The following is a 19,128-nucleotide window of genomic DNA, read 5'->3' as shown; positions in this document are numbered from 1 at the left end:
GGGGAGGGTGCAGTGGGGGCCGACGCCTACACGGCGCTCGCTTTCAGCTTCCGATACTCCGTCGGCGTCACGCCTGTCGTCGCCTTGAAGGCGCGGTTGAAGGGGCCTAGCGACTGGAAGCCGGCGTCCATTGCGATGGTGATAACGGGGACTTCAGCCTGCGAGGGATCGGCGAGCGCGGCCTTGGCCTCCTCGATCCGGTGGTTGTTGAGGAAGACGTTGAAGTTGCGGTAGCCGAGCCGCTGGTTGATCAGCCGCCGGAGACGATATTCGGGGATCTTCAGCCGGGTTGCCAGCGTGCCGATCGTGACGTTGTCGTGGCGATAGATGCGCTCGTCCGCCATCAGCCGCATCAGGGCATCGACCAGTCTCTGGTCCGCCGCCTCCTCGACCGCGGCCGGCTTCGTCAGCACGACGGCCTCCGCCGGCACCGTGAACAGGTCGGCGCCGTCGACGCGCATCATCGCCCAGGTGATCGCGGCCACGACGGCGGTGAGCACGGCCGCGTTCAGCAAATTGGCCCATTCCACGGTCACGCGGCTGCCGGCATAGGCGATCTGAAGCAGCGCGTTCATGCCGCCGTACAGCGCAGACGCGGCGACGATGAAGACGCGGACACGGCGGCGGCGCTCGACCAGATCTGCCGACCACGATCCGATGGTTTGCGCCACGGCGAGCGCAACGAAGACGAGCGTGAGCGAATTGACCATGATGATCGCGATCCGCGCGTGACCGTCCGGTGCGATCCACATGCAATTGACGAAGCTGTAGACGACGACCGCAGCCCAGATCAGGCCGTGCCACCAGCGCAGCTGAAACGCGTCATCGAACAGCGCACGCGTGAACAGCCAGAACACCACGATATCGCCGGTCGAGAGCGCGATCAGTGGCGCATGCCAGTCCGAGACCGGCGGCCCGGCACCCATCGACGCGGTCACCGCATGCGCGGCCGAGCCGAGCGCGAAGGCGATCGCGAGCCGCCCGGCCAGCACCGTGCGGAAATCTGCGAACATCAAGGCCGCAAGCACCAGCAGCAGCGTCACGGTGGCGGCGCGCAGGCACAGTTCGGTTGCGGCAAAGGTCATCGGTCGATGCGATCTCCAAGGTGAGCAGAGAATCGTCCGTCACGCCGGCTTTTTCAAGAACCATCGCGCGGCCAGCGGCTGCGCTGCGTGACCCAGATATCGACGACTTCGCCTTCGAGCTTGCCCGGGCCCTCATTGACAGCACCCAGCCGCCGCGCCACGGCCTGCGAGGCGAAATTGGCGGGATCGATGCAATGGATGATGCGGTCGACGGTGAAGTTCGCGAACACAAAGTCGATCGCGGCACGCGCCGCCTCCACCGCATAGCCCTTGCCGCGACACTCCCTGGCGATGCCCCAGCCGACCTCGAAGCCCGGCCATTCCGGCGGATAATACGGCCCGACGCGGCCGATGTAGCGGGCGGAAGACTTCTCCTCGACCGCGAACATGCCGAAGCCGTGCAGCGCCCAATGGCCCGAGATGACCGCGGCGTTGCGCCAGCCCTTCAGCTCCGAGGTGACCGGCTGATGATCCGGCGTGATGAAGCGCGCCGTCTCGGGATCGGACAGCATTTTCGTGTTGTCCGCGATGTCGGACGCGCGCCACGGCCGCAGGATGAGACGCGACGTCTCGATCACGGGCCCATCGACCTGCAGCAGCTTTGCGCCCGGCTTGATCAGAGAAACCATCACATGCTCCAGTTTCCGGAATTATGCCGTTGTCATGAGACGCACGCCAGAGCCGCACTTTCGTCGTCCCTGCGAAAGCAGGGACCCGTAACCACAGGGTTGCGTTGTTGAAGCAAGCCGTGGCCCCAGCGAGCGCAACAATTGACATTTGTGGTTATGGATCCCGGCTCGCGCTTCGCTTGGCCGGGACGACGGATAGAGTATGATCGCGGCAAAAGAGTATGATCCGGCAAAACTGCAAGGAGTCCGACATGAGCTGGCAGCCCTCGACCGATCCCGAACTCGGCGATCCCAAGACCTGCGACGCGCTGGATCTGATCATCGTGCCGCGCACCCGCGATCTCGGTGACGGCTTCGCGGTGCGCCGCGCGCTGCCGCATGGCAAGCGGCAGATGGTCGGGCCCTTCATCTTCTTCGACCATTTCGGCCCGGTGCAATACCTCGCCGGCAAGGGCATGGATGTACGGCCGCATCCGCATATCGGGCTTGCCACCGTCACCTATCTGTTCGACGGCAGCATCATGCACCGCGACAGCGAGGGCAACATCCAGGAAATCCAGCCCGGCGCGATGAACCTGATGACCGCCGGACGCGGCATCGCGCATTCCGAGCGTACCCCCGACGTGCAGCGCCGCGACGGCCAGAAGATGCTTGGGTTACAGAGCTGGATCGCGCTGCCGGCCGGCAAGGAGGAGATCGCGCCGTCGTTCCAGCATTATGGCGCGGGCGACCTGCCGATGATCTCGGAGCGCGACTTCACCGCGCGCGTCATCGCCGGCTCGGCATTCGGCATCAGCTCGCCGGTCAGCATGGTCTCGCCGTGGTTCTACACCGAGGTGACCGCGCAGGCCGGCGCCTCGGTGCCGCTCGACCCCGATCACGAGGAGCGCGCGATCTATCTCGTCGACGGCGAGGTCGAGATCGCGGGCGATCGCCACGAGGGACCGCGGCTCCTGATCTTCCGGCCCGGCGACCGCATCACCGTGAAGACGCTGCGGCCGACCCGCATGATGTTCCTCGGCGGCGATGCCCTGGAAGGGCCGCGCCACATCTGGTGGAATTTCGTCTCGTCGTCGAAGGAGCGGATCGAGCAGGCCAAACAGGACTGGAAAACCGGGCGTTTCGCGCAGGTTCCGCACGAACACGAGTTCATTCCGCTGCCGGAGTGAGCTATTTCCTGTGTTAATCTGCGGCGCCCGCACGCCTCGTGCGGGCGCACGTCTTTGAACACCCGCGTCTTTGAGAAAACGAGCCCGGAAAGACCATGCCATGACCGCGATGCTCTCCAGCGATTTGCCCCTGCCCCGGATCGGCCGCGGCAAGGTGCGCGATATCTACGCCGTCGGCGACGATCGCGTGCTGCTGCTCACCACCGACCGCATCTCGGCATTCGACGTGGTGATGGCGGAGACCATTCCGATGAAGGGCGCGGTGCTGACCCAGATCAGCGCCTGGTGGTTCCGGCAGCTCGAAGGCACCGTGCCGCATCACATGATCAGCGCCGACGCCGACGAGATCATCCGCGCGGTGCCTGAGCTGAAGAACCATCGCGCCGACATTCTCGGCCGCGCGATGCTGTGCAAGCGCACCACCGTGTTTCCGATCGAATGCGTGATCCGCGGTTACATTTCCGGCTCGGCCTGGAAGGAATACGCCGCCGAGGGCACGCTCGCCGGCGAGAAGCTGGCGGCGGGCCTGGTCGAAAGCCAAAAGCTCGAGCCCGCAATCTTCAGCCCGGCGACCAAGGCCGAGGCCGGCCATGACGAGAACATCACGGTCAAGCGGGTACGCGAGATCCTGGGCGACGACGTTGCCGCGACGCTGGAGAAGTTGGCGCGCGATGTCTACGCTTACGGCGAACAGACCAGCCGCGCCCACGGCATCATCATCGCCGACACCAAGTTCGAATTCGGCCGCGACAGCGACGGCCGCATCATCCTGATCGACGAGGTGATGACGCCGGATTCGTCGCGCTTCTGGGCGGTCGATGCCTACAAGCCCGGCCAGCCGCAGCCGAGCTTCGACAAGCAGCCGCTGCGCGACTATCTCGACGTCGAACGCCACGCCGGCCGCTGGAACGGCGACGCCCCGCCCCCGCCGCTGCCGGCGAGCGTGGTGGATGCGACCAGCAAGCGCTACCTCGAAGCGTATCGCCGCGTGACGGGCAGCGAGCTGAAGGTCTAGCTGCTGTCTTTACACCCCGACCTATCACCGTCACCTGAGGTGCTCGCGGAAGCGAGCCTCGAAGGGTCGACGGCCCGGCTGGTGGCCGTGCATCCTTCGAGGCTCGCTCCGCTCGCACCTCAGGATGACGGGGAGAGGGGCGTTGCGGCTGCATCGACTGATCGTGCGATCCCGTTAGGCCAGGTGAATCCAATTCACCCCTGTTGAAGACAAACCTTTTGTCGTCGCGTCAGCCTCCCTGCACTCTCGGCGCAAAGCGGAGGGTGCACGATGCGGCAATTGACTTATATCGGCGGCAACAAGGTTGAATGGTGGGACGTTCCCCCGCCGAGGCTTCAGGATGACCGCGACGCGCTGGTGCAGCCGCTCGCGGTGACGCGCTGCGATCTCGATCTTGCGATCGTGCACGGCCGATCGGGCCTCGCAGGTCCGTTTGCGCTCGGACATGAGACCGCCGGCCGCATCGTCGACGTCGGCGGTGCGGTGAAGAATTTCGCGCCCGGCGATCTCGTCATCGTTCCGTTCCAGATCAGTTGCGGCACTTGCGACCGCTGCCGGCGTGGCCATACCAATGCCTGCACGGCGGTGCCGTTTCGCTCGTCCTACGGGTTGAAGCCTGTCTGCGGCGTGGAATATGGCGGCGGCCTGTCCGACCTGATCCGCGTGCCGTTTGCCGATCACATGCTGGTCCGTCAGCCGAACGGCCATGCCCTGTCGCAGACGGCAGGATTTGCCGACGGCGCGACCGACGGGTTCAGCGCAGTGGCGCGCTGGCTCGCGCAACGGCCCAGCGCCGAGGTGCTCGTGATCGGCGGCTTCGCGCAGTCGCTCGCGCTGTTCGCGGTGCAGGCGGCGGTAGCGTGTGGCGCGCGACGTGTCGTCTATCTCGACGACCACGCGCCGCGCCTCGCCAAGGCGAAGTCGCTCGGTGCCGACATCATCGAAGCCCCAAGCGGCCTGTCGATGGAGCCGCCCGGCCTCTTCCCGATTGTGATCGATGCAGCTGCGACCGACGCCAGCATCCTGCTGGCATTCCGCGCGACGGAACCCAACGGCATCTGCCAGCGCATGTATGGCGACTTTGCCGAGACCACGCCGGTGCCGCTGCGGCATATGTATGGAGTCGGCATCACGTTGAAGGTCAGCCGCGTCAACGTTCGCGCCGAAGTGCCCGACTGCGTCGCGCATGTGACGGCAGGACATTTCCATCCGGAGGAAGTGATCACCCGCCGCGTTCGTTTCGAGGATGCGCACGAGGCGATTGGGGATCCGACCATCCGAGTCGCCTTCGTTCGTGATGGCATTGACTGACGGGGACCGTTAGGTTGGCTCCAACCAACAACCTCAGGGAGCGACCCATGTCCGATGCCGATACCGTGCTCGTCGAGCGCGATGGTCCCATCACCATCATCTCCATCAACCGTCCGCATAACCGCAACGCCGTCGATGGCGCCACCGCGCGAAAGCTGTATGACGCGTTTCTGGCCTTCGACGCCGACGCGAGCGCATCGGTTGCGGTGTTCACCGGGACCGGCGGATATTTCTGCGCCGGCGCCGACCTGAAGGCAGTGGCATCAGGCGATCCCGAGAAAAAGCGCGAGGTCGGCGGCCACAACACCATCGCGCCGATGGGACCGAGCCGGCTGCGGCTGTCGAAGCCGGTGATCGCCGCGATCGAGGGCTTTGCGGTCGCCGGCGGCATGGAACTTGCGCTATGGGCCGACATGCGCGTCGTCGCCGAGGACGCCACCTTCGGCGTGTTCTGCCGTCGCTTCGGCGTGCCGCTGATCGATCTCGGCACCATCCGCCTGCCGCGGCTGATCGGTCACTCGCAGGCGATCGATTTGATCCTCACCGGACGCCCGGTCGCAGGGCCCGAGGCGCTTCGCATGGGGCTCGCGAACCGCTTGGTGCCGAAGGGCGAGACGCGCGCGCATGCCATCGCACTCGCCAAGGACATCGCGAAATTCCCGCAGAACTGCATGCGCGCCGACCGCCTGTCGGCGTTGCGGCAATGGGACCTCGACGAGGAAGAGGCGATCAGGAACGAAATGCGCGGCGGCCTCGACGTGATCGCGTCGGGCGAAACGCTGTCGGGTGCGACGCGCTTCGCCTCGGGCATCGGTCGCCACGGCGCATTCGGCAATGAGGTCGGGAATGGTTGACGTCTGCGAATTGCACCATCGCTGTGCTTAAGCTCAAGGCCTAAGCGCAGGGCTTTGCGTTCCTGCCGCGAACGTGCTGAGCTGGCCCAGCCATCCGGAAACCCATGATGCCCGCAACCGAGCTGAAGACATTCACCACGTCCGATTTCCGCCTGGAGAACGGCAGCGTGCTGGGCGAAGTCACCATCGCCTACCGCACCGTCGGCATGCTGGCGCCCAACCGCGACAATGTCGTGCTGATCACCCACGGCAACACCAGCGGGCCGCAGATGATCGATCCGAGCGGATCGACCGGCGAAGGCAGCTGGAACGAGATCGTCGGCCCGGGCAAGGCGGTCGACACCAACCGCTACTTCGCAATCTGCCCGAACATGCTGGGCTCGTCCTACGGCTCGACCAACGCGGCAAGCATCGACCCGCGGACCGGCCGCCGCTACGGGCCGCGCTTCCCTGACATCACCGTCAGCGACATCGTCGCCACCCAGCGCGCGATGCTGGATGAGCTCGGCATCGACAAGTTCGTGGCGATCGTCGGTCCGTCCTATGGCGGCTTCCAGGCACTGCAATGGGCAGTGAACTATCCCGACGCCATGCGCGGCATCGCCGCTGTCGTCACCGCGCCGCTGGTGCCGCGCGAGCGTGCCGAGGGCAATGTCGCGCGCCTGATGGCGGCGCTGTCGCAGGATCCGAACTGGAACGGCGGCGACTATTACGATCACGGCGGCGTGCTCGAAAGCATGATCCAGATCCGCACCGCGACGCTGAAGAGCTACGGCATCGAGACGCGGCTGCGCGATACGCTGACCGATCCCGCTGACATCGAGGCCGCGATCCGCGCCGAGGCGGCGGAATGGGCCAGGGGGTTCGACGCCAATTCGCTGCTGACTCTGGCCAGGGCGCTGCGCGGCTTCGACGTCACGGCGCAGTTCGGGCAGATCAAGGCCAAGGTGCTCTATGTCCTGTCGCGGACCGACAAGCTGTTCCCGCCTGAGCTTGCGCCCCAGGTGATGCCGGCGCTGAAGGCCGCCGGCGTCGACGCCGATTATTTTCTGCTCGACAGCGACTACGGCCACTCCGCATCGGGCCGCGACGCGCATAAATGGGCGCCGCGGCTGCGCGCCTTCATGGAGAGCCTCGGCTAGAGCAAGCCGCTGGCGGTCGCCTCAAGTTGCTCCATCAGCGCCTTGTCCTGATAGCGCGCGAGCGAGAGGCTGCGGGCGAATGCGGGGACGGGCGCGCCGACCACGGCGCGCGCGCAGAGATCGCCGGTAGCGCAGGCGCCCATCGTGCCGTAACCCGACAGCGCCGTGGCGAGGAAGACGCCCGGCGTTTTCGCAGACCCGATCAACGGCCAATTCTCCTTCGTCATCGGATAGTAGCCACCGTAATGCACGCGGCCACGCGGCAGCGCGCCGAGATACTGCGCGAGTCGCGGCTGCAGCCGGCTCGCCGCGCGCAGCACGACTTCGGGAAAATACGGATTCAGCTCCGGCTCGCGCACCGGCGCCGTGGTCTGCTCGGTATTGAAGGCCCAGCCGAGCTTGATCCACTCGCCGTGATCGCCGCCATCAGGCCGGCAATGGATGCTGCCCGGCATCGGCGCCAGCAGGCGCGCGAATTCCGGCGCCGCTGACAGCGCCTCGCGCTCGTCATCGGACCAGGCCAGCGTCTGGCCGTCGAGATCGATCGCAAACGGCATCTTGCGATCGACCGCGCGGTTGCGATCGGCGAACGCAATCTTCTGCTGCAGCACATTGACGATCGGAAGCGCTTCGCCGTGCATCGCCGCGACATGCGCGGCGAACGGCCCCGCGGCATTGACGATGATATCTGCCTTGATGGTCTGCCGTGCGCCATCGGCCAGCACGTCGACGGTAAAGCGATCGGTCTTTGCGATGCCGGCCACCTTCGCCCGCTGAAACTGCACACCCAGCGGCCGCATGGTCTCCAGCATGTACTGGCCGAGCTGCTGACCGCTGATGTCGCCCGCCCGGCGGATGTGCAGCGCGGTTGCGACCTCCTTGTCGAAGGTCGGGTAATGCGCCGCAATCAGATCGCGGCCGAGCAGAACGTCGACGCCGTCAGGTGCGCTCTGCCAGTCCGCCGAATGCGGCGGCACGTAGCCGCGGCCCGATCCTTCATGCAGGCGGATCAGCTTCGCAGCGTGCTCGCCATAGCCGGCGTAGAGCTGCTGCAGCAATTCCTCAGGCTTCTCCTCGCGGGTGACCAGAAGATATCCGCGCCGCGTCATGTGGATGCGGTTGTCGCTGCGGCGCGCGATCTCCTCCATCAGGTCGGTGGAATGATCGGTGAAATCGGTCATCGTCGGATGCGGCCACCAGTTGCGGTAGTTCTCGCCGGACTGCGCCGAGGTCAGCGCCATCGGCTGGCCTTCGTCGACGATCAACAGACGCGCACGCTTGTGCTGGACGGCGAGGTAGTAGGCCGTGGCGATGCCGACGATGCCCGCACCGATCACCAGGATTTCGACGTCATTGGTCTTCACGCGTGGTCTCCCAAAGGCCCGCAGCGGGGCCTGCGATGATTTGAATTGTCTCAGCGATCAGATCGGACGTTCCAGGCCCGCATCGCGCAACGCCTGGCGCTGCGCCGAGCGCAGCGTCTTCTGCGTCTCCTCGATGTGATCGCGCAACAGGCGGACGGCCTTCTTGACCTCGCCGTCGCGGCAGAATTCGAGCAGCCGGTAGTGCTCGCGCTGCGGACGCTCCTTGCCGGTCGCCTGCGACACCAGCGCCCGTGTGAAGCGGCCAACGTGGCCGTAATTCGCCTCGATCATGCTGAGCAGACGCGGGCGATTGCACGGCGCGTAGAGCGTGGCGTGGAATTTCCAATTGAAGGCGCCCCATTGCGCCGGATCAGGTTCGGCGTCGTAGGCGCGGAGGATTTTCGTCGCCGCCTCGAGATCGATCTCACCCATTGCGGGGATCGCCAATCGCAACGCGTGGCATTCGAGTGCGATGCGGATCTCGAGCAGCTCGATCACCTCGTCGATCGAGAGATCCGAAACCACCGCTCCGCGGTTGGGCAAGAACGTGACAAAACCCTCGGCCTCGAGCTGGCGCAGCGCCTCGCGCACCGGGATGCGGCTGGTGCCGAACCGGGCAGCAAGCTCGTCCTGACGGAGTTGCAGCCCGGGCGCGAGCTCGCCGGAACTGATCGCGGCCCGCAGCGCCTCGCGCACGGCGTCCGGCGCGGAACCGTGAGGTCCGGCCCCTCGATGGTTGGCGGCGGTCGCTGGTTCCATCCGGCTTCTCTCTCGCTGGTGCCATGCCATGGTATCCGACTTGGCCACGATTGTATAAAATCGGATTGCAGATTATGCAATCCTGTGTATAAAATCTTGATCTATCGTATCCAATTCAGCCTGCGTTCGCGAGCACCTGATGAATAAAGCACTCAAGCAATTGACTTACCTAGCCTTTCTCGCGACGGCGATAGCGACACCGGCGCAGGCCCAATCGCCCGGCGGCACGCTTGCCAAGATCCGCGACGCCGGCGAAATCCGGCTCGGGCACCGCGACGTCTCGGTCCCGTTCTCCTATCTCGACGACAACCAGACGCCGGTCGGCTTCGCGATGGACCTCTGCGCGCGGATCGTCGACGCGGTGAAGACCGAGCTCAAGCTGCCGGCGCTGCAGACCAAACTGCAGCCGATCCAGCTCTCCACCCAGATACCGCTGATCGAGAACGGCACCATCGACATCGTCTGCGGTCCCGCGACCAACACGCTGGAGCGGCAGAAAGTCGTCGCCTTCAGCACCACGATCTTCGTGTCAAGCATCCGCGCGGTGGTGCAGAAGGACGCCCCGATCAAGACCTTCGAAGATCTCGGCGGAAGGCCGGTCTCGCTGACCTCGGGCTCGACCTCGATCGGACTGTTGAGCGCGCGCGCCCAGGCGAAGAACTTTCAGACCAAGAACATCCTGACCCCGGACCATGCCGCGTCGTTCCTGGCGCTGACCACCGGGCGCAGCGACGCCTTCGTGATGGACGACATTCTGCTCGCCAGCCTGATCGCGGGCAGCACCAATCCCGCGGACTGGCGCATCATCGACGATAGCCTGCGTACCGAGCCTTACGGGCTGATCATCCGCAAGGGCGATCCGGAATTCAAGGCGCTGGTCGACCGGACGCTGGTCGCCATGATGAAGAGCAATGAATTCCAGGAGCTCTACGCAAAATGGTTCACGCGGCCGATCCCGCCGAAGAACGTGAACCTGAATTTCCCGATGACGGCGCCGCTGAAGGACGCGGTGGCCAATCCGAACGACAAGGGCGTGTGACCGGTAATCACCGGATCGCGACGGATGTTTCGCAGACTTAACCGCGACGGTTGAATGGCCACCGCGCATCAGCTTGCGGCGCGCGAGGGCCTTTCGACGCTCCCCTAGAAGTCGACCGTCATCGAAAGCCACAGCGTCCGCGGCATGCCGCTGATCACATAGCCGGTTGGATTGCCGATCCAGTAGTGCTTGTCGAACAGATTGGTCAGTGACGCCCTGAACGTGGTCGGGCGCCCCGCGAGGCTCGTCGCGTAACGCGCACCGATGTCAAAGGTCGCCCAAGCGGGGACGCTCTGGATGTTGTCGGCGCTGACATAGGCCCGGCTGGTGTAGATGGCTCGTGCCGTCGCGGTGAGGCCGGGCACGAAGGGCGTATCCCATTCGACGCCGAGATTGCCCTGCAGGTCGGGCGCGCCGATCGCGCGATTGCCGTCGTAGAGGTGGCCCTGCGTCTGGGTGAGCCGGGCATCGAGCCAGGTCACGCCGCCGAGCACGCGGACGCCGGGCGCGACCTCGCCAAATGTATTGAGCTCGACGCCGCGGTTTCTCTGTTCGCCATCGAGGCTGTAGATCTTGGTGATGGGATCGATCACACCGCTCGGCAGGCTGATCTGGAACGCCGAGAGGCTCGCGCCGAAGCCTCCGAGATCGAGCTTTGTGCCGACTTCGACCTGCCGGGTCTTGAAGGGTGCGAACACCGCATTGGTATTCACCGCGCCGGAAGGCGGCGTCGGCCCTGGCGTCAGGCCTTCAATGTAGTTGGCATAGAGCGAAAACTCCTTGATCGGCCGCACCACCAGCGCGATCGAAGGCGACGTTGCGCTTGCGTCGTAGTGCGTGGTCTCCAGGCCGCTGACGGGATCGAAGCTGCTCGCGATCACCTGCTGTTGGCGCGCGCCCACGATCACTTGCAGCATGCCGCCCATGGTCGTGATGGTATCGGCAACGCCGACACTGCGCAGCCCGAGGAATCCCGACTTGCCCTCCGGGAACGTCGATACCGGAGTTCCCGGACTCGCCAACAAGGTCGGCCGGTAGATGTTGGTGAGGTAAGTCGCGTAGTTGGTCTGCCCGAGCCAATCGGTCCGGTCGAGCGCGCTGCCGCTGACCACGACCTCATGGCCGACGGGTCCCGTGTCGAAACGCGCACGGACGCCCGCCTCGCCGGAGACGCCCTCCGACTTGCCGGTCTGGAATCGGGACGTGCCCCGGGCATCGCCCGCGGTGTTGAGAATCGTCGCGCCCGGATCTTCCTGCTTGTCGTAGCGGAACTGGTTGGCGCCGATCGCGCCGAACACGGTGACGCTGTTGCTGAGATCGTATTCGGCCCTGGTCAAGCCGGTCAGGCTCTGCGACCGCGCACGGTCAAACGGCTGCGCGAGATTGATGCGCGGATCGGGGGCCTTCGGCATGGCGATGCCGGGCACCGGCGTGTAGCCACGCTGGGCCGCCTTCATCCAGTCGTCCTGGGAGATGATGTCCGCGGACCAGCGAAAGCGTTCGCCATGATAGTCGACGCCGAGCGAACCCACGCCGTTGCGCGTGGACTGCCGATCGATCGAGGTGTTGCCGCCATCGATCCCGCCGTTGAAGCGAACGCCCCACTCCTTCTGTTCGCCGTAGCGGCGTGCGAGGTCGAGCTCCGTTCCGAAACGTCCGTCGGAAATGTAGCCCGCGGTCAGGCGCGTGAGGTCCTCCGCCGCCCGCTTGGTCACGACATTGACCGTACCGCCGATGCTGCCTTGCGGGGCCATACCATTGAGGAAGGCACCCGGCCCCTTGAGCAGCTCAATGCGCTCGATGGGAGCCGGGTTGACGCGATAGGCCGGAACGAGGCCGTAAAGCCCATTCAACGCGATTTCGCTGTTCTCGACCCGGAAGCCGCGGATGGTCAGCGCGTCGTAACGGTTGCTGCTGCCGATCGCAGCACGCACCGACGGATCGGAATTCGTCAGCACTTCCGCGACGCTGGTTGCCTGCTGATCGCGGATCGTCTTCTCAGTATAACTCGTCAGGCTATATGGCGTATCCATATAGTCCTTGTTGCCGAGCAGGCCGAGTTGCCCGCCGCGCGCGACCTGGCCGCCGATATAGGGCACGGGCAACGCCGCCTGCTGCGCACCGGCGGTGGGCGTGGCCGCGGGTGCTGGCGCGTGCTCACGCCGGCTCGCCTGATGCGATGCCGACGAGCGCGCCGCTCGTGACGATGACGGCCTCCGGACCGGCGTGGCGCGATGCTGTGGCGCGGCCACGACGACCGGCGGAAGCGGCGCAGCACCGCTTGCGGGTGGTTGCTCCGGCGACTGCGCGAGCGAAGGGACCGTGGTCAGGAGGAGAGACGCGCACACGAGTCGGAATGCGCACGGAACGTTTGAAGTGACGAGCATAAGGTCCCCGGATTCTTGTTCTTGGTTTCGGCTCGAACATCGTCAGAGTTCGAGCGCGACCACCGGGGCATAAGCAGCATGCGCTGCGACGCCAACTAGAACGTATCTAGGAAACGGGGATGAAGCCTGCTGCGCGAGGCGATATCGACGCGGCAGATTCCAAGATTCGAATATGCTTCCGTTGCGTGGCACCGCGCGTACGCAGCTAGATTCTGAAAGCTCGCTTCGAGATTAGAAAGATTCTTGATGCGATCGCCGTCGCGATCGGACCGCCATCGTTCGGCGGACGCGGTGAATTGTCGCACGCCGGCAGATGGAGCGATCGACAAGGACGATCGATGGGTTCGCCGGCATGCGTCCCCTCGCCGCAAGGGCGAAGGGACACGGTACTCCGCGATCAGACGCCGGCCATCATGACGTATTTGATCTCGACATACTCATCCATGCCGTGGCGCGAGCCTTCGCGGCCCAGACCCGATTCCTTGACGCCGCCGAACGGTGCGACCTCGGTCGTGATCAGGCCGGAGTTGACGCCGACCATGCCCGACTCCAGCGCTTCGGCGACGCGCCAGACGCGGCCGATGTCACGCGAATAGAAGTAGGAGGCGAGACCGAACGGCGAGGCGTTGCACATCGCGATCACATCGGCCTCGTCCTTGAAGCGGATCACCGGCGCGAGCGGGCCGAAGGTCTCCTCCTGCGCGACGAGCGCGTCGGGTCTCACGTCCGACAGCACGGTCGGCTCGAAGAAGCTGCGGCCCAGCGCCGAGCGCTTGCCGCCGGTCACGACCTTGGCGCCGCCCTTTACGGCGTCGGCAATGTGCCGCTCGACCTTCTCGATCGCCTTCATGTTGATCAGCGGTCCCTGGGTCACGCCTTGCTCGGTGCCGTCGCCGATCTTCATCTCGGCGACCTTCTTCGACAGCTTCTCGACGAACTGGTCGTAGATCTTGTCCTGCGCGTAGAGACGATTGGCGCACACGCAGGTCTGGCCCATGTTGCGATACTTGGAGACGATGGCGCCTTCGACCGCGGCGTCGATGTCGGCATCGTCGAACACCACGAAGGGCGCGTTGCCGCCGAGCTCGAGGCCGAGCTTTTTCACGCCGACCGATGCTTGCCGGTACAGGATCTTGCCGACATTGGTCGAACCCGTGAAGCCGACGAACCGCACCGCCGGATGCTCGCACAGCACCTTGCCGATCGGCGGCGCATCACCGGTGACGATGTTGAGCACGCCCTTCGGCACGCCAGCCTTCTCAGCCAGTACCGCGAGCGCGAGCGCGGACAGCGGCGTCTCGTTGGCGGGCTTCAGCACCACCGTGCAGCCGGCGGCCAGCGCCGGCGACACTTTTCGCGTGATCATCGAGTTCGGGAAATTCCACGGCGTGATGGCGCCGCAGACGCCGATCGGCTGCCGGATCGCGAGCAGGCGGGCATCCGGACGCTGGGTCGGAATCGTCTCGCCATAGACGCGGCGCGCTTCTTCCGCGAAGAACTCGACATAGGCCGCGCCGATATCGACTTCGCCGAGCGCTTCCGCCAGCGGCTTGCCCTGCTCGGAGGTCAGGATCAGCGCGAGATCCTCGCGATTGGCAATGATCAGGTCGAACCATTTGCGTAGGATATTGGAGCGCTGCTTGGCGGTCAGCTTGGCCCAGGCCGGAAACGCCCGCTGGGCGGCTTCGACGGCCCCGGTGGTGTCGTCAGCGCCCAGTTGCGGAATCCTGATCAGTTCGACGCCGGTCGCCGGATTGTTGACGGCGAATTCCGGCGTGCCGACCCAGGCGCCGTCGATGTAGCAGCGATCGCGCAGCAGCGACGGGTCCTTCAGGCGGCTTTGCAGGGAGGTGGCTGCGGATTGCGTGGCGCGTGCGGCAACGGGCGGGGTCATGGCGTTACTCCTGGAATTTCTTTGGAGGGGTATTCGCCGCCTATATAGGCGGAAAGCCGCGGCGATGCACTGGCGGCCAGCGCGACCCTGCTTGGACGCAAACGCGGCGCCGTTGCGGAAGACCGTCATTCCAGGATGGCCCGGAGGACCAGACCTCAGGTGCGCCCTTGTGCATCCGAGGTTCGATGCTGCGCATCGCCCCGGAATGACAGCAGCGTGTCAGATCGCGCCGCCCGACATGTAGGCTTCGCGGCGGCCGATCATGCGTTCGGCCGCGGCCTTGGCATCCGCCTTGGTCGAGGTCGCGCAGGTCCGGTATTCGAGGTCGGCCTGCGCCCGCGCATCGCGGCGGCCGAACCAGGACTTGGCGCCGGTCTGCAGCAGCGCCAGCGCCTGGGCGACATTCTCGACTGCCTCAAACGAGTGCAGCGCACCGGTACCCGCGTAGCGAACTTCATAGAGACCAGGGCTGATCGGCGCCTCGATATTCTCGCCGCGGCCTGGCCGCGGATAGCGCTTCCATTCACTCCATGTCGAAATCATTGCTGCGTCCCCGCGAGGCGCGAAATGACGAATCTTTTCGTCAAATCCATCCCAATTCGCCGCACCGTTTATGCAGCGATCTGAATGCGTTAATGCAAATAATCAGGTACGAAAATCATTCCTTGATCACGTTACCGTGGCCGTCGTCGGAGGTCACCGGGACTTGCGCGGAGTCCACCGCAAAATCTGCGCGCGTGGTGAACATCTGTTGAGCACGGCCGTTCCTAATGGCCCGGCTGTCACGACATCGCGACACCATCGCATCGCACCCGCCTTGCGGGAGCGGAAAAGCGGGAGGATGATCCGCCCACTTCAAAACAATAAACCCACCGGAGGACGCCCCCAATGCAGAGCAAGGCTCAGATCGATCAGGTATTGCGGCAGAAGAGCGAGGCAAAGGAGATTCCCGGCGTGGTCGCCATCGCGGCCACCGGCAAGGACGTGATCTACGAGGGCGCGTTCGGCAAGCGCGACCTTTCCAAGAGCGATCCCATGACGGCGGACAGCGTGTTCTGGATCGCCTCGATGACCAAGGCAGTGACCTCCGCGGGCGCGATGCAGCTCGTCGAGCAGGGCAAGCTCTCGCTCGATGAGCCGATCGGCAAGCTGCTGCCCGATCTCGCCGCCGTGCAGGTGCTCGACGGCTTCGATGCCAAAGGCGAGCCGAAGCTGCGGCCTGCCAAGGGGCCGATCACACTGCGCAAGCTCATGACCCATACTGCCGGCTTCTGCTACGACCTGTGGAATGCCGACATGGGGAAATATATGGAGAAGACCGGTACGCCCGGGATCATCTCCTGCTCGAATGCCGCACTGAAGACGCCGCTGGCGAGCGATCCCGGCACGCGCTGGGAATACGGTATCAATATCGACTTCGTCGGCAAGGCCGTGGAGGCAGCATCCGGCAAGAAGCTCGATGCGTACTTGCGCGACAACATGTTCGCGCCGCTCGGCATGAGCGATACCGGCTTCAAGATCACGGACAACATGCGCAAGCGGCTGGTCGCCATGCACGCGCGCGGCGAGGACGGAGCGCTTGCGGCGATCCCGTTCGAGCTCGAGCAGAACCCTGAATTCCACATGGGTGGCGGCGGCCTCTATTCGACCGCCGCCGACTACATCAAGTTCTGTCAGATGATCCTCAACAAGGGCAAAGGCAACGGCAATCAGGTGCTGAAGGCCGAGACCGTCGCAACGATGGGGCAGAACCACATCGGCGATCTCACCGTCGGCAAGATGACGACGGCGGCACCGATGTATACCAATGACGTCGATCTCTGGCCCGACATCGTCAAGAAGTGGGGCCTGAGCTTCCTGATCAACACCGCCAAGACGCCGGAAGGCCGCAGCGCCGGCAGCCTCGCCTGGGCGGGCCTCGCCAACACCTATTACTGGATCGATCCGTCGCGCGACGTCTGCGGCGTGATCCTGACCCAGCTGTTGCCGTTCGCCGACAAGCACAGCCTGGAGGCCTTCGCAGGCTTCGAGAAGGGCATCTATGCCGGCCTCGATGCCGGCAGCGGACAGCGAGCGGCCTGAGGGACGCCAGCACGATCGACTCCCTCTCCCCGTTCTTACGGGGAGAGGGTTGCGGTGAGGGGCTGCTTCCGCGAGTTGTGATCGCTGTAAGGCCTGTACCCCCTCACCCGGAACGCATCTAACGATGCGGCATAGCCGGAGCTTAGCTCCGGCGTTCTTAATGACGGCCGCCGAAGGCGGCCTATGCCTCTCCCCGCAAGCGGGGCGAGGTGAAGCGGAGACTGCTGTTCCATTTCGGCGCTTCATCCCTCCCCCTCACGGGGAGGGATTTTTCATACCCGCCATAGGTCGGGCCTGTCCTGTCGGCGCCAAACGACTAAGATCGCGCAAAAAAGCGTGACGACACAAACACGACCAGGAGGAGGACGATCTTGGCACCCACACCCAAGGCAGACAGCTATGTCTGCGGCATTTCCGATACGCCGCTGCTCGGTGAAACCATCGGCCGCAGCCTCGACCGCGCACGCGCGCGCTGGGGCGATCGCGAGGCGCTGGTCTCGCCCAGCCACAACGTGCGCTGGACCTGGAACGAATTCGCCTGTCACGTCGAGGCCCTGGCGGCCGGCTTCCTCGCACTCGGGCTGCAGCGCGGCGAGCGGATCGGCATCTGGTCGCTGAACCGGCCGGAATGGACGCTGACGCAATTCGCCGCCGCGAAGGCCGGCCTGATCCTCGTCACCATCAATCCGGCCTACCGGCTGAGCGAGCTCGAATTCGCGCTCGGCAAGGTTGGCTGCGCCGCGATCGTGACCGCGACCGCGTTCAAGACCTCGGCCTATATGGAGATGCTGAACACGCTGCTGCCCGAGCTTGCGAGCTCGGAGCCCGGCCATCTGCGCGCGGCGCGGCTGCCGCAACTGCGCGCCGTGATCCAGATCGGCGGACCGGCGGCGCCGGGCACAATTCCGTTCGATGCGGTCGCGCGGATGGGCGGAGAGCGCCATCGCGAGCAGCTTGCGGCGCTCGGCGCAAGCCTGCAGTTCGACGATCCCGTCAACATCCAGTTCACCAGCGGCACCACCGGCTCCCCGAAGGGCGTGACGCTGACGCATCACAACATCCTCAACAACGGCTACTTCACCGGCCGCGCCATGCGCCTGACCGAACAGGACCGCATCTGCATTCCGGTGCCGCTCTATCACTGCTTCGGCATGGTGATGGGCAACCTCGCATCGGTCACGCTCGGCACCACCATGGTGTATCCCGGCGAAGGTTTTGATCCGCTGGCGACGCTTGCGACCGTCGCGCAGGAGAAGTGCACGACGCTGTACGGCGTGCCGACCATGTTCATCGCCGAGCTCGACCATCCCGAGTTCAAGCGCTTCGATCTGTCGTCGCTGCGCACCGGCATCATGGCCGGCGCGCCCTGCCCGATCGAGGTGATGAAGCGCGTCAACACCGAGATGAACATGCGCGAGGTGACGATCGCCTACGGCATGACCGAAACCAGCCCGGTGAGTTTTCAGAGCGCGACCGACGATCCGCTGGAGCGCCGCGTCTCGACTGTCGGCCGCATCCATCCGCATGTCGAGGTCAAGGTCGTCGACCTCGACGGCAAGGTGGTGCCGCGCGGCGAACGCGGCGAGCTCTGCACCCGCGGCTACAGCGTGATGTCAGGCTATTGGGACGAGAAGGAAAAGACAGGCGAGGTGCTCGACGCCAATGGCTGGATGCACACCGGCGATCTCGCCGTGATCGACGACGAGGGCTATTGCAACATCGTCGGCCGCATCAAGGACCTGGTGATCCGCGGCGGCGAAAATCTCTATCCGCGGGAAATCGAGGAATTCCTCTATCGCCATCCCAAGATCCAGGACGTGCAGATCTTCGGCGTCGCCGACGCGCGCTATGGCGAGGAGCTGTGCGCCTGGGTCAGGGTCCGCCAAGGCGAGACGCTGACCGCCGACGAAGTCCGCGCCTTCTGCCAGGGCCAGATCGCCCACAACAAGATCCCGCGCTATATCGAATTCGTCGACGAATTCCCGATGACGGTGACCGGGAAGATCCAGAAATTCGTGATGCGCGACGCGGTCGAGCAGCGACTCGGGCTGAAGGCGGCAAAGACGGCGTAACTCTCCTCCCTCGCCCCGCCCTCTTGTCCGCCGAAGCCCGCCTTCGGGCGAAGGCGGGGTGAGGGGCCGCCTCCGCAGGGGCACACGGTCAAAATATCGAAAACAACCCCATGCGCAGTAGCCGGCGGCTGCCGGCGTTCGACACGACGACTTGACATGTCGGGCAACTCAGCGGCATTATTCGATTATCCCGAAATCGCTTCTTCGCCCCAGGCCGCCGCGTATGGCACGCGCGGACTCTTACAACCGACGTTTCCGCGTTGTCACGATCGGGCTCGTCTGGCAGAATCGCCGCCACGGGCGCCGAGACGCACGATCGGAAGGTA

At 65.0% G+C, this 19,128-nt stretch carries 15 protein-coding genes; 8 read left to right on the top strand and 7 right to left on the bottom strand.

Annotated features, from left to right (window positions below):
* Nucleotides 1–26: 26 nt before the first annotated feature.
* Nucleotides 27–1,085: a helix-turn-helix domain-containing protein gene (locus tag AAFG13_RS27655; protein ID WP_342708790.1), complete on the bottom strand. Its 1,059-nt coding sequence runs from the start codon at nucleotides 1,083–1,085 to the stop codon at nucleotides 27–29.
* A gap of 53 nt (nucleotides 1,086–1,138) precedes the next feature.
* Nucleotides 1,139–1,714 carry a GNAT family N-acetyltransferase gene (locus tag AAFG13_RS27650; RefSeq protein ID WP_212312379.1) on the bottom strand — a complete coding sequence of 192 codons (576 nt, stop codon included), beginning with the start codon at nucleotides 1,712–1,714 and terminating at the stop codon, nucleotides 1,139–1,141.
* 251 nt (nucleotides 1,715–1,965) lie between these two features.
* On the opposite strand from AAFG13_RS27650, the gene AAFG13_RS27645 reads away from it, so the two are divergent.
* From AAFG13_RS27645 to AAFG13_RS27625, 5 genes are all read left to right on the top strand, one after another.
* Nucleotides 1,966–2,883 (top strand): pirin family protein, encoded by a 918-nt coding sequence (locus tag AAFG13_RS27645; protein WP_212312381.1) that lies wholly within the window; start codon nucleotides 1,966–1,968, stop codon nucleotides 2,881–2,883.
* A gap of 100 nt (nucleotides 2,884–2,983) precedes the next feature.
* On the top strand, nucleotides 2,984–3,898 hold the full coding sequence (locus AAFG13_RS27640; protein WP_342708789.1) for a phosphoribosylaminoimidazolesuccinocarboxamide synthase: 915 nt from the start codon (nucleotides 2,984–2,986) through the stop codon (nucleotides 3,896–3,898).
* Between the two features lie 270 nt (nucleotides 3,899–4,168).
* Complete coding sequence (locus AAFG13_RS27635) at nucleotides 4,169–5,209, top strand: alcohol dehydrogenase catalytic domain-containing protein (protein ID WP_342708788.1); 1,041 nt, start codon at nucleotides 4,169–4,171, stop codon at nucleotides 5,207–5,209.
* A gap of 47 nt (nucleotides 5,210–5,256) precedes the next feature.
* Nucleotides 5,257–6,063, top strand: coding sequence for a crotonase/enoyl-CoA hydratase family protein (locus AAFG13_RS27630; protein WP_342708787.1), 807 nt, complete (start codon nucleotides 5,257–5,259; stop codon nucleotides 6,061–6,063).
* 107 nt (nucleotides 6,064–6,170) lie between these two features.
* Nucleotides 6,171–7,205 carry an alpha/beta fold hydrolase gene (locus AAFG13_RS27625; protein WP_342708786.1) on the top strand — a complete coding sequence of 345 codons (1,035 nt, stop codon included), beginning with the start codon at nucleotides 6,171–6,173 and terminating at the stop codon, nucleotides 7,203–7,205.
* Here the strand turns inward: AAFG13_RS27625 and AAFG13_RS27620 are convergent.
* The gene (locus AAFG13_RS27620) at nucleotides 7,202–8,569 is read right to left on the bottom strand and encodes an FAD-dependent oxidoreductase (protein WP_342708785.1); all 1,368 of its coding nucleotides are present in this window, start codon (nucleotides 8,567–8,569) and stop codon (nucleotides 7,202–7,204) included. The two genes, AAFG13_RS27625 and AAFG13_RS27620, sit on opposite strands and share 4 nt — an antisense overlap.
* A gap of 57 nt (nucleotides 8,570–8,626) precedes the next feature.
* Nucleotides 8,627–9,328 (bottom strand): GntR family transcriptional regulator, encoded by a 702-nt coding sequence (locus AAFG13_RS27615; RefSeq protein WP_212312398.1) that lies wholly within the window; start codon nucleotides 9,326–9,328, stop codon nucleotides 8,627–8,629.
* A 139-nt stretch (nucleotides 9,329–9,467) separates the two neighbouring features.
* On the opposite strand from AAFG13_RS27615, the gene AAFG13_RS27610 reads away from it, so the two are divergent.
* Entirely contained in the window at nucleotides 9,468–10,367 is a 900-nt protein-coding gene (locus AAFG13_RS27610) for an amino acid ABC transporter substrate-binding protein (protein ID WP_342708784.1), read from the top strand.
* A gap of 104 nt (nucleotides 10,368–10,471) precedes the next feature.
* On the opposite strand, the gene AAFG13_RS27605 is transcribed toward AAFG13_RS27610, so the two are convergent.
* The 3 genes from AAFG13_RS27605 to AAFG13_RS27595 form a co-directional block, all read right to left on the bottom strand.
* Complete coding sequence (locus AAFG13_RS27605) at nucleotides 10,472–12,715, bottom strand: TonB-dependent siderophore receptor (protein WP_342708783.1); 2,244 nt, start codon at nucleotides 12,713–12,715, stop codon at nucleotides 10,472–10,474.
* Between the two features lie 436 nt (nucleotides 12,716–13,151).
* On the bottom strand, nucleotides 13,152–14,648 hold the full coding sequence (locus AAFG13_RS27600) for an NAD-dependent succinate-semialdehyde dehydrogenase (RefSeq protein WP_342708782.1): 1,497 nt from the start codon (nucleotides 14,646–14,648) through the stop codon (nucleotides 13,152–13,154).
* A gap of 219 nt (nucleotides 14,649–14,867) precedes the next feature.
* A complete protein-coding gene (locus tag AAFG13_RS27595) occupies nucleotides 14,868–15,191 on the bottom strand; it encodes a hypothetical protein (RefSeq protein ID WP_212312406.1) in 324 nt (107 codons plus the stop codon).
* A 345-nt stretch (nucleotides 15,192–15,536) separates the two neighbouring features.
* Between AAFG13_RS27595 and AAFG13_RS27590 the strand changes: the two genes are divergently transcribed.
* Both AAFG13_RS27590 and AAFG13_RS27585 read left to right on the top strand, forming a co-directional pair.
* Nucleotides 15,537–16,730, top strand: coding sequence for a serine hydrolase domain-containing protein (locus AAFG13_RS27590; protein WP_342708781.1), 1,194 nt, complete (start codon nucleotides 15,537–15,539; stop codon nucleotides 16,728–16,730).
* A gap of 371 nt (nucleotides 16,731–17,101) precedes the next feature.
* Nucleotides 17,102–18,802, top strand: a complete 1,701-nt coding sequence (locus AAFG13_RS27585; RefSeq protein WP_342708780.1) for an AMP-binding protein — start codon at nucleotides 17,102–17,104, stop codon at nucleotides 18,800–18,802.
* The last annotated feature ends 326 nt before the right edge of the window (nucleotides 18,803–19,128 follow it).

It is taken from the genome of Bradyrhizobium sp. B124, from assembly GCF_038967635.1.
In the GTDB taxonomy this organism is placed as follows: Bacteria; Pseudomonadota; Alphaproteobacteria; order Rhizobiales; family Xanthobacteraceae; genus Bradyrhizobium.
Note: the sequence above shows the minus strand (reverse complement) of the source record. Positions and strands in the feature narration are given on the sequence as shown.